Annotated in this window: 9 protein-coding genes; 5 read left to right on the top strand and 4 right to left on the bottom strand. The window is 52.6% G+C overall.

Features of this window, described 5'->3' with window-relative positions; translation table 11 throughout:
* From AC0QH1_RS24670 to AC0QH1_RS24655, 4 genes are all read left to right on the top strand, one after another.
* The coding region (locus AC0QH1_RS24670) for a CHAT domain-containing protein (protein WP_324634058.1) at positions 1-1,902 on the top strand (1,902 nt) is incomplete at its 5' end.
* Between the two features lie 94 nt (positions 1,903-1,996).
* A complete protein-coding gene (locus AC0QH1_RS24665) occupies positions 1,997-2,533 on the top strand; it encodes a M67 family metallopeptidase (RefSeq protein WP_324634057.1) in 537 nt (178 codons plus the stop codon).
* Positions 2,534-2,611: 78 nt separating this feature from the next.
* Positions 2,612-3,784, top strand: a complete 1,173-nt coding sequence (gene moeB / locus AC0QH1_RS24660; protein WP_324634056.1) for a molybdopterin-synthase adenylyltransferase MoeB — start codon at positions 2,612-2,614, stop codon at positions 3,782-3,784.
* 280 nt (positions 3,785-4,064) lie between these two features.
* Positions 4,065-4,277, top strand: a complete 213-nt coding sequence (locus AC0QH1_RS24655) for a hypothetical protein (RefSeq protein WP_324634055.1) — start codon at positions 4,065-4,067, stop codon at positions 4,275-4,277.
* An 840-nt stretch (positions 4,278-5,117) separates the two neighbouring features.
* Here AC0QH1_RS24655 and AC0QH1_RS24650 read toward each other — a convergent pair.
* From AC0QH1_RS24650 to patD, 3 genes are all read right to left on the bottom strand, one after another.
* Positions 5,118-6,773: an ABC transporter ATP-binding protein gene (locus AC0QH1_RS24650; RefSeq protein ID WP_324634054.1), complete on the bottom strand. Its 1,656-nt coding sequence runs from the start codon at positions 6,771-6,773 to the stop codon at positions 5,118-5,120.
* Positions 6,774-6,891: 118 nt separating this feature from the next.
* Positions 6,892-7,458: a TFIIB-type zinc ribbon-containing protein gene (locus AC0QH1_RS24645; protein WP_324634053.1), complete on the bottom strand. Its 567-nt coding sequence runs from the start codon at positions 7,456-7,458 to the stop codon at positions 6,892-6,894.
* Between the two features lie 114 nt (positions 7,459-7,572).
* Positions 7,573-7,941, bottom strand: a complete 369-nt coding sequence (gene patD / locus AC0QH1_RS24640; RefSeq protein WP_324634052.1) for a heterocyst frequency control protein PatD — start codon at positions 7,939-7,941, stop codon at positions 7,573-7,575.
* A 282-nt stretch (positions 7,942-8,223) separates the two neighbouring features.
* Here patD and AC0QH1_RS24635 point away from each other — a divergent pair, with 282 nt between their 5' ends.
* Positions 8,224-10,485: a RelA/SpoT family protein gene (locus AC0QH1_RS24635; RefSeq protein ID WP_324634051.1), complete on the top strand. Its 2,262-nt coding sequence runs from the start codon at positions 8,224-8,226 to the stop codon at positions 10,483-10,485.
* Between the two features lie 189 nt (positions 10,486-10,674).
* On the opposite strand, the gene dusB is transcribed toward AC0QH1_RS24635, so the two are convergent.
* On the bottom strand, positions 10,675-11,727 hold the full coding sequence (dusB, locus tag AC0QH1_RS24630) for a tRNA dihydrouridine synthase DusB (protein WP_324634059.1): 1,053 nt from the start codon (positions 11,725-11,727) through the stop codon (positions 10,675-10,677).
* Positions 11,728-11,873: the final 146 nt, after the last annotated feature.

The following is an 11,873-nucleotide window of genomic DNA, read 5'->3' as shown; positions in this document are numbered from 1 at the left end:
GGGAATCAACAACCTCCCCCGAATCAACCCTCACAGAATCAACCGCCAGGGAATCAACAACCTCCCCCGAATCAACCGCCAGGGAATCAACAACCCGCGCCAAATCAACCCTCACAGAATCAACCGCCAGGGAATCGACAACCTGCGCCGAATCAGCAACCTGCGCCGAATCAACCGCCAGGGAATCAGCAACCTCCGCCGAATCAACCGCCAAGGAATCAACAACCCGCGCCGAATCCGCAACCGAGTCAGCAAGCGCCACCGCCGCAGGAAAATACCTCCTTGCGGGTGGCAAACAACCCGCAAGCGGATAAGATAGGAACGGCGAATCCCGGTTCGGGAGGTTCTGCACCGGCGCAAATTTTGCAAGTGGAAGCAAATACCACTGCGCTTTCCGTGGAAGGGATGCGATCGCCTGCACCTGCGCCCGCCCCTGCAGCACCTGCGCCCGCCCCTGCAGCACCTGCGCCCCAAAATGCCGAACCGGCACCTCAAAATGGGCAATCCGCCCCCAACGGCGAACCGGCACCTCACAATGGGCAATCCACCCCCAACGGCGAACCGGCACCTCACAATGGGCAATCCACCCCCAACGGAGAGAACTCCAGTTCGTCAACAAGTACACCCGCCCCGCGACAAGTGGCGGCAAATCTCACTCCCGTTACCGAGAGCTTAAATGCGGGAAATATCGGTAGTGCGGTAATGCAGCTCGATCGCGTACAAAATCAGCAATTTTCCGATTATTTCGGACAAAATCTCTCGGAGAATTTCCAATCTCCGCAAAGCATTCGGGATACTCTGAGCGAGATTACCCAGCAAACCGGCACCCGGGCGGGAATTTTTTATACTATGCTGCTAAGCGATCGCCTAGAATTGGTGTTAGTCACTGCTGATGGCACTCCGATTCGCGAAAGTATTACCGAAGCGAACCGCGAAGTGCTGCTGCAAACCGTGCAAAAATTGCGTTCGGCAATCACCAATCCCAGATTCCTCAATACCACTCGATATTTAGAGCCGGCGCAACAACTTTATCAATGGTTAATTGCCCCATTAGAAGAAGAACTGAAAGCGCGCGGCATCGATACCTTGCTGTTTAATATGGATTCTGGATTGCGATCGCTGCCGATCGCCGCTCTCCATGATGGCGAACGATTCCTGATTGAAAAATACTCTATGGCGTTGATTCCCAGCGTCAGTTTAACCGATATGCGCTACGTTCCCCTGCAAAACGCGCGGGTTTTAGCAATGGGAGCCAGTGAATTTACCCAACTCAATCCCTTACCTGCCGTTCCGGTAGAATTATCTACAATTGCGAAAACTCTGTGGCAAGGAGAAGCCTTAATTAACCAAGACTTTACTCGCGTTAATTTATTGAAAGAACGGCAAGAGTATCCCTATGAAATCATTCATTTGGCCACTCATGCGGAATTTAATGCCGGGGATAAAAGCAATTCGTTTATTCAGCTTTGGAACGAGCAATTACATCTCGGGGAATTGCGAACATTAGGGTGGAATAATCCTCCCGTTGAGTTATTGGTCTTAAGTGCCTGTCGCACTGCCCTCGGGGATGAAACAGCGGAGTTAGGCTTTGCTGGGTTAGCCGTGGCGGCAGGGGTGAAAACTGCTTTAGCGTCTTTATGGTATGTGAGCGATGAAGGCACTTTGGGATTGATGACAGAATTTTATCAGCATTTATCTCAAGTACCAATTAAAGCCGAAGCATTGCGCCAAGCCCAACTGGCGATGCTGGCAGGTGAGGTGAAAATTACCGAGGGTGAATTGCGCGGAAGTGGGCAATTGCGCGGCGTAGCACTGCCTGCGACTTTAGCACAAATCGGCGATCGCAATTTGTCTCATCCTTATTATTGGGCGGCGTTTACCATGATTGGTAGTCCTTGGTAACGCATGGGGTTGGTGCGTTACCCCCAATTCCATTGTGTGAGAGTCCCACGGATGGGCGGCGGGGGGTGACGCACCCTACGTTGGGGGGTGCGGGGTGTGGTACGATCGCAGGGAAAGCCCTCCCATTTTTGTCGCCTTGCGCCTGCAACTGCAACCGGAACATCTCGATAAAATTCGCACTCATGCAGAACGCACTTACCCCGAGGAGTGCTGCGGGTTGCTGTTGGGTTGCGTGACAGGGGGAGAGAAAATCGCGATCGCGGTTTGGGAAACCGAGAATGTGTGGAATCCGGACCGCGCCGCCGAATTGCTCCCCAATCAATCTCTAAATTGCGCCGCCGGAAGCGGGGAAAAAGGCTTGACAAAAGCGCGGCGATATGCTATTGACCCGATAGAGCTGTTGCGGGCACAGAAGCAGGGGCGCGATCGCAATTTGAGCATTATCGGCATTTATCATTCCCATCCCGATCGCCCCCCTATCCCCTCCCAGTGCGATCGGCAAAATGCAACCTCGCCCTACTCCTACCTCATCATCTCGGTACACCAGGGAAAAGCCACGGACCTGCGCCACTGGATTCTCGACGACGCCCATCAATTCCAACCCGCCCCCCTCCGCAGGGATATTCCCTAAACCCGGGGAAATCTCAACCCCCGGCAATTTCCCGAACTTCGATACAATAATAAATCTCTGTGTCCTCCCAAGACTACCATGCTCAACCCCAATCCGGACAGCATCTCCTTAACCCACGACGACTACCAACGCTACTCGCGCCACCTGACCTTGCCCGAAATTGGCGTCACCGGGCAAAAGCGCCTCAAAGCCGCCAGGGTCATCTGTATCGGTACCGGGGGACTCGGTTCTCCCCTGCTGCTTTATCTCGCCGCCGCCGGAATTGGGCGGATCGGCATCGTAGATTTCGATATTGTCGATACCTCCAACCTGCAACGGCAAATCATTCACGGTACCTCCTGGGTGAATCAACCAAAAATCGAATCCGCCAAACGCCGCATCCTGGATATCAATCCCTTCTGCCAAGTTGACTTATACAACACCCGCCTAACCTCGCAAAACGCCTTAGACATCCTCAAACCTTACGATATTGTGGTGGATGGGACGGATAACTTTCCCACCCGCTATCTGCTCAACGATGCTTGCGTCTTGCTAGATAAGCCGAATGTTTACGGATCCATCTTTCGGTTTGAAGGTCAAGCCAGTGTATTTAATTACCAAGGCGGCCCGAACTATCGCGACTTGTATCCCGAACCGCCACCGCCAGGACTAGTGCCTTCTTGCGCGGAAGGCGGCGTATTAGGCATTTTGCCCGGACTGATCGGCGTCATCCAAGCCACCGAAACCGTGAAAATCATTACCGGTGTGGGCAAGACCCTGAGCGGACGCTTATTGCTTTATAATGCTTTAGAAATGAAATTCCGGGAACTGAAGCTCACACCCAATCCGGTTCGTCCGACGATCGACCGTCTGATAGATTACGAGCAGTTCTGCGGAATACCCCAAGCTAAAGCAAAGGAGGCACAACAGAAGATGGAAATCCCCGAAATGACCGTGCAAGAGCTAAAACAGCTTATCGATAGCGATGCCACAGATTTCGTACTGGTCGATGTCCGCAACCCGGATGAATATGAAATCGGTAAAATTCCCGGTTCGGTCCTGGTTCCCCTTCCCGACATCGAACGCGGCGAGGGGGTGGAAAAGGTGAAAGAAGTCGCGAACGGGAAACGGCTAATTGCCCACTGCAAAAAAGGCGGGCGCGCGAGCAAAGCACTGCAAATTCTTAAAGAAGCGGGCATCGAAGGGACGAATGTGACAGGCGGAATTCTGGCGTGGAGCGAGCAAATCGATCCGTCAGTGCCGCAATATTAACGGTATTGCGTTTCTTTGCAAGGGGTCCCAGGACAACCCTGGGAACCCAAAGCGGAACCTGGCATCGCCCCCGGTTAAGATTCGCTAATCGTCCCGTTAAATGGGGATAAATTTAGAATTGTCAAGGGCCATTTGGCTTAATTTGGCTCGATCCCCGGTAGTTATTAAGCAATATCACAAAAATGCGGATTCGACCCAAAACTCGGGAATAATAAGAATAGGGAGCGTTCAATCTTATGCGATCGCAGAACCTCCCAATGCAGTTTTTGAGGAACATATCATGCCTGGTTCGATCTATGAAGCACAACGGCACTCATCCAATTATTTAAACCCCCAATCTTCGTCTCGTTCTAGTGCCTCTAGCACCCTTTCCAGTCGCGCCCTTTGCCGGCGAAATGGGTGGGATAAAGAAGAAGAATTGATGGCAGAAAGATTGCGCGGTTTGCCGGAAAGGTTGGCATCGTTGGAAAGTTTGCGGGAATTGTCCACTTAAGCGGGCTATGATTTTCCCCTAATTTCACTCCCTCGATCGCGTAACACCCCCGGGGTAGCGATCGCATCTCCATCCCCGCAACCGCATCCCGCAACTCCAACCCCCACCCTGGGGCGTCGCCACTCGCCCATCCAGAATTCATACTTAACCCTCATTCTCCATTGGATCCAGGGGCCTCAGCGCGTCAAATTATCCGAGGATTAAATAAAAAGCACTCGATTGAAATCCCGCCTTAGCAGGGTAAGTCCCCCTACCCGCACTAATCCGTTTTCTGACTATTCCTCCGGAGATGACATGACGCCCCTACCCAAAAAAAATCCCACAGCATTAAACTGTGGGAGCATTTCCTCTATTTTATCGGCCCCTACGCCGATCCGGTGCGGTTGGGCAGAACCCAGCACAGCAGGGGGCAGTACATAATCGTGAAAATCGTCACAACGGCAACGATCCATAAGCTGTTAATTACATCTGGAGTCATATTTTATTCTATGGCTTGCTATCCCACCCCGTAAGGATTCGGATGCTCGCCACCCTCGAATTCAACAAAGATTTTCATCTTTCTGTCTTCATTTTGACTTGCGAATTGCCAAACTGTATAGGTTTTTACACAAAAATTAACAAACTTATGCTGAATGAGACTTTTTACTTACTAAACATTGTTAACAATTCTCTCGTTTCCAGTAGCGCTCCCCTGGGCAATTGCCACTTTTAAATTGCATAAAAACTTCGGTTATTTTGCCCCGGGTAAATTCCGCAAAAACATACCGGGAATAAGCACAAGCTGAGCTTATTTCCCGGAGAGACACAGGCGACGCGAAAGCAATTTAAGAGTTTAACCGCTTATCCGGTGCGGGCCAGCAGGGGGGCGGCGTCGAGCAAGGTTTTGGTGTAGGGATGCTGGGGATTGGTGAAAATCTCGCGGGTATTGCCGATTTCGACAATTTGCCCGGAATTCATCACTGCAATGCGATCGCAGAAAAATCGCGCCACCCACAAATCGTGCGTAATAAACAAATAGGTGAGTTCAAACTCGCGCTTTAGCTCCAACATCAACTGCAACACCTGAGACTGCACGCTAGCATCGAGCATGCTGACGGGTTCATCGCAAATCACCAACTGAGGACGAGTAATCAGCGCCCGAGCGATCGCCACTCGTTGCTGCTGGCCCCCAGACAACTCCGAGGGGAAGCGATGGTAAAATTCCTCCACCGGGGTCAATCCCACGCGATCGAGCATGTAAAACACCTCTTGCTGAGCCTTATCGGCGGAAGCCAGATGGTGAATCAACAGGGGATCCGCGATGCTTTGTCCGATAGTCATCATTGGATTGAGACAGGCGAGGGGATCCTGAAACACCATTTGCATGTGACGGCGCTGCTGGCGCACCGATCGCGGCGAGAGCTTGGTTAAATCTTGTCCTAAAAACTCCACCGTCCCCCCAGTGGGTTCGACCAACTGCAAAATCGTGCGCGACAGGGTACTTTTTCCGCATCCCGATTCTCCCACCAAACCGAGAATTTCCCCCGGGTAAATTTCCAAACTCACCCCATCCACCGCTTTAATGGTTTGGCTTTGTTTGGACAACAACCGCTCGATGAAATTGCACTCTAAGGTGTAGTGTTGTTGCAATTGTCGCACCTGCAGCAGGGGGGGAGGGTTCTGCGCGGGAGGCGGGGCGGCGGATTCTTCCTCCACCGCCTGGATGTGGAGCGCGGCTTCCAGGAGCGATCGCGTATAGTGGTGTTGCGCAGAGAACAACACCGAATCGGTCTGTCCCATTTCCACCAGTGCGCCCTTATACATAACGGCAATGCGATCGCAGTATTCTCCCACCATTGCCAAATCGTGAGAAATCAAGACCAAAGCCAAATCGCGATCGCGGCACAAGCGGGTCAGTTCTTGTAAAATTTCCGCCGACACGGTGACATCCAAACTGGTAGTAGGTTCGTCCGCCACGATTAACTTGGGGTCGAGCAACAGGGCCAGAGCGATCGCCACCCGCTGACGCATTCCCCCGCTAAACTCGTGCGGATATTGAGACCAGCGTGCCGCCGGAATTTTCACCGCCTCCAAGGTCGCGATCGCCTTCTCCTTCGCTTGCTTGCGGGTCAAGCTCTTTTTGTGAGATAGTACGGTTTCTATACAATGTTCTCCAATCGTCATCAGGGGATCCAAGCGCGTCATCGGATCCTGAAACACCAGCGCCACCGCCTCCCCCCGAAAGCGGCGCAACTCCTCCGGCGACAAATCGAACACCGATTTTCCCTGAAAATAGACCCGTCCTTCAACCTGGCTAGTGGGGGGGAGCAAGCGCATCGCCGCCCGTCCCAAAGTAGACTTTCCGCAGCCCGATTCTCCCACCAGTCCCAATCGTTCCCCCGGTGCGAGCTCGAACGACACATCGTCCACCGCCCAAACCGGATCCCTCCCTGCGCCACCGTTGCCCGTCGGATAGGCAACCCGCAGATTTTCCACGCGAAATAAAGCTTCACTCATCCCCATTTTGGATTGTCGATTGTAGAACTTAGATTATCCGTAAATCTTGCAGAAGAATCAAAAATTGAGCAGAAAATTGACTGAAATTTTCCCCGCTTAATTCTTCTGATGCGGACCTCTATTGAGGCTTATCAAATCGGCGCATTAAATAAGCCACGCCAAAATCACCATTCGGATGATTTTCCAGGACTTCCGCCAATTCAAAAACCATTTCAGCCACCTCTGGTCCCAACTTATCGATGGTGGCAAGTCGTTCTTTATCCGCATGAACCACAGAGCGGACTTGCGCTTGCCAATCGCTGGAAAAGAGCTGCTCGAGAGTATCGTGCAGTCCCAACTCTTCTAGGAGTTCCCACTCCCCGCGATCGCACCAGATCCCGCCGCAACTCGGACAGCGCTCCACATAAAACGGGGTTCGCACCATAACCTTAGCGCGAGACAGATAGCGCTTGCACTCCGGGCACAACCCCGCCTTCATATCCTGACGGGCCGGGACAAAATTATCGGCCATTTCCCTAGCGACTTGCGTGGGGGGTACCTCCCGCTGTTCTTGAGAAATTTTCCAGCGATCGTATTCATCCGGCGGTATCCAATTTCCCTGACATTCCGGGCAGTGCTTCACCGCCAGATCCCCGGATAAAAAGCCATCGCTAAGGGTCACGGTTCGGTCTTTTGGGCATTCCATGTTTTGCAATTTACCTGGTCGAACGGTTACTCTAAACACAAGGGGAGGAGATCGCGCGGCGATCGCCCCGGATCCGGAGCGATCCCCACGGCGGCGATCGCCAACCCTGACCTTTCAACTATTATTAACCTCGAGCAGCGCATCGCAGTAGCGAATTAACCGTTGCAGGCGATCGCGAATGGCATCAAGGCGCTGCTGCACCGTCGTCGGTTGTCGCGCCGACAGCAGGAAGAGCGCATCATTGCCCAACAACCGCTGCTGCTTGTGCATTTCCGTGCGATACGACTGCACCCGGGACACATCTGCGGGGTCTAAAGCATCCATCGGCAACGGTAAAATTTGCTCCTGGAACACATGCTGCAAGTCCCCCGCCGCCGCTTTTAAAGCGGTTTTATCCACAGAAGGTGCATCCACACGCTCTTGCAACCGCAACAGCGCGTCCTTAAATTCTCGATAGCGCTGGTAATGAACCTCTGGCAGCATAAGTTGAAAAAAGTTGTCTATATTATTAGAGTAGGCAATTCGTACAATTTAATAAAGCTTTACATTAGGCAAACCCCGAACCTCGGCGTTTCACGCAGTCTCTTCACGAGTGCGAAAGGCTTTACAAGCGGGGAGTTGCGGAACTCAACCCCCTCCATGCCTGCCAGCGATCGCCGACAAATTTAGGAAAATCAATCCCCTATCTGTATCGCAAGATACAGAAAATCGCCTAAAATTGGCAAGTATTGCCGAACCTCTTGTATTGTTATTCTTTTAAACGACATGATTATGAATCCCGTTGCTCAAACCTGTACCTTTGAAGTAGAAATTCCCGACTGGTTACAAAAGTGCTTAATTGCACGCGAAGACTCTCCCGACATGACCCCGTTCAACATGACGCCGGAAGAGAATTCCCTCGTCTGTCGGGCGTTTGAGTTCGCCTATCGCCTGCACGAATGTCAGCGGCGAAAATCCGGAGAACCCTACATCATCCATCCGATTGCGGTGGCGGGGTTACTGCGCGATCTCGGGGGAAGCAGCACCACGATCGCCGCCGGGTTTTTGCATGACGTGGTAGAAGATACCGACGTCACCCCGGAAGAAATCGAACAGCGCTTCGGTCCAGAAGTCCGCCAACTCGTCGAAGGCGTCACCAAGCTATCGAAATTTAACTTTTCGAGCAAAACCGAACGACAGGCGGAGAATTTCCGCCGAATGTTTTTGGCAATGGCGAAAGACATTCGGGTGATTGTGGTCAAATTGGCCGATCGCTTGCACAACATGCGAACCCTCGAGTCCCTCCCCGATGCCAAACGTCGCCGCATCGCCCTCGAAACCCGCGAAATCTTCGCCCCCTTAGCGAATCGATTGGGGATCGGGCGGTTTAAATGGGAATTAGAGGACTTGTCCTTTAAGTATCTCGAACCAGAAGCGTATCGCGAGATGCAGAGTTTAGTCACCGAAAAGCGCACCGATCGCGAAGCGCGACTGACCCAGGTGAAGCAAGTATTGCGCGATCGTTTAGAAGGAGTGGGGATCTCTTGCATCGATATTAGCGGACGTCCCAAGCATCTGTATGGGATTTACCAAAAGATGCAGCGCCAAAAGAAAAAATTTGAAGAAATTTACGATGTGGCGGCAATTCGGTTAATCGTCGAAAAAAACGAAGAATGCTATCGCGCTTTGGCGATCGTTCACGATGCCTTCCGCCCGATCCCCGGTCGCTTTAAAGATTATATCGGATTGCCCAAACCCAATCGCTATCAATCCTTGCATACGGTGGTCATCGGACAAACCGGACGCCCCATCGAAGTGCAAATTCGCACCCTGGAAATGCACCATATTGCCGAATATGGGATTGCGGCCCATTGGAAGTATAAAGAAACTGGGTCAAGCAATACCAAACTGACCGGAGAAGATGAAAAATTTACCTGGTTGCGTCAGTTATTGGAATGGCAAAGCGACCTCAAGGATGCACAGGAATATCTGGAAAACGTCAAGGATAATTTATTTGACGAAGATGTTTATGTGTTTACCCCGCAAGGGGATTTGATGTCCCTACAGCAAGGGGCAACCCCGGTGGATTTTGCCTATCGGATTCATACAGAGGTAGGGAATCACTGTGCGGGGGCGAAGGTGAATGACCGGATCGTACCCTTGGGGACGCCGTTGAAAAATGGGGATATCGTCGAGATTATTACCCAGAAAAACAGTCATCCCAGTTTGGATTGGTTGAATTTTGTCTGCACCACCACGGCGAAAACTCGCATCCGCCAGTGGTATAAGCGATCGCACCGGGAAGAAAACGTGAATCGCGGTCGAGAGCTGTTGGAGAAGGAAGTGGGCAAAAATGGGTTTGAAGCGCTGCTCAAGTCCGAACCGATGCTGCAGGTGGCCGGGCGATGCAATTATCACAGTGTAGAGGATTTGCTCGCTGGGTTGGGGTATGGGGAAGTCACCCTCAATCAAGTGGTGAATCGCTTGCGCGATACGGTGACGCAACAGCAACCGGTGGAAGAAATCGAGGTGATTTTGCCCCCGACTTCCGCCCCTCGACCGGCACCTCCCCCCTCCACTGGCGGTCAATCCCCGATCGCCGGCGTGGAAGGGTTGGTGTATCATATGGCGGGATGTTGTACGCCGATTCCAGGCGAACCGATTATTGGCGTGGTGACGCGCGGCGATCGCGGTATTTCGATTCACCGCCAAGGGTGCGCTAATGTGGAAAATATCGTCGGCGATCGCTTGATTCCGGTAAGCTGGAATCCCCAAAACGAAAAAGAGGGGCGTCCCCATACCTATCCGGTGGAGATTCAAATCGAAGTGCTCGACCGCGTGGGGGTTCTCAATGATATTTTATCTCGCTTGAAGGATAATAATGTCAATGTCCGCAGTGCTAATGTGCGAACCTATATGGGCAAACCGGCAACCATCGAACTGGGTATCGATATCCGCGATCGGCCTCAGCTAGAACGCACTTTTACCCAAATTCGCCAAATCAGCGACGTCCTCAATCTACGCCGCATGAGCCATTTGCCGGCTTAATCCCGGGCGATTGAAGCGGGCGATTGAAATCCCTGTCTGGGCTTTTCTTCCTCCGCCTACGCGGACTCTTTATTGCCTCGTTCCCAGCACATGCTGGGAACGCACTTCTGAGCTACTGCTTCCTTATCTCTGGGGGTGGAGATAACGCAACTGAGAAACCTAGTACCTCACCCTGGCTGAACTGACGCCCTAGGCGGGTTGGAGCTGCGAGGTTGCTGTGTCTGCGGCGTTACCCTGTGCCAACTGCGCGATCGCGCCATCGATTAAGGCGCATCCTTGTGCCACTGACTCTACCCGCGCCAAGCGATCGCGCAATTCCCCCGCACCGACGAACCCTTTGGCATACCAGGTCATGTGCTTGCGAGATTGGCGAATGCCGCGATCGCCCTTGTACTCCCACAATGCCTGTAAGTGTTCTTTCGCACATTCCAACCGCTGGATTGCCGTGGGGGCGGGCAACTGCTGGCCGGTTTTCAAGAAATAGTCGATTTCTCCCACTAAAAATGGATAGCCCAAAGTACCGCGCGAACACATGACCCCATCCGCCCCGGTTTCCTGCAAGCAGCGCACCGCCGACTCTACGGAAACGATATCTCCATTGGCGATCGTGGGAATCGAGAGCATCTCTTTTACCTGAGCGATAATATCCCATCGTGCCGTACCGTTATATCCCTGCGCCCGAGTGCGCCCGTGAATGGTAATCATCTGGGCACCGGCATCTTCCATCCGACGGGCAAAGTCGAAAATGTTAATCTCCTCATCGCACCATCCGATGCGAGTTTTCACCGTCACCGGCACCGCCACCGCCTGCACCACCGCCCGCACGATCGCCTCTGCAGTGTTCGGATCGCGCAGCAAGGAGGAACCGCCCCCGTTTTTGGTAATTTTATTCACCGGGCAACCCATGTTAATATCGATGGTATCGGCTCCTTCCCGAACCGCCATCACCGCCGCTTCGGCGAGGAACTGCGGACGACAGTCAAACAGTTGAATGCTTATCGGTCGTTCTTGCGGGTAAACTTCCATGATTTTGGGCAATTCCCGCGCGTAGCGCAACCCACTGGCATGAACCATTTCCGTGTACATCATCGACTCTGGGGCATAGCGCCGCACCAGGCGACGAAATACCAAATCGGTGACGCCGGAAAGGGGAGATTGCAACACGCGACTGTTCACCTCCAGGTTGCCGATTTTCAGGGGCGGGGCTAATCTTTTTTGCAATTCAGGGCACAGTTGGGGCATGGTTGGATTCATCTTTGGTCTGGACACCATTAGGCAGGTGGGATGCCTTAAAATTGTTCTATTTTAGCGTTAAAATGCCATGTTTGGCGGGAAAATTCTGGTCTCAGGGGTTGACAAATTAATGGGCATCGGCTACAATAAATGCG

Source organism: Phormidium sp. CCY1219, from assembly GCF_055795085.1.
Note: the sequence above shows the minus strand (reverse complement) of the source record. Positions and strands in the feature narration are given on the sequence as shown.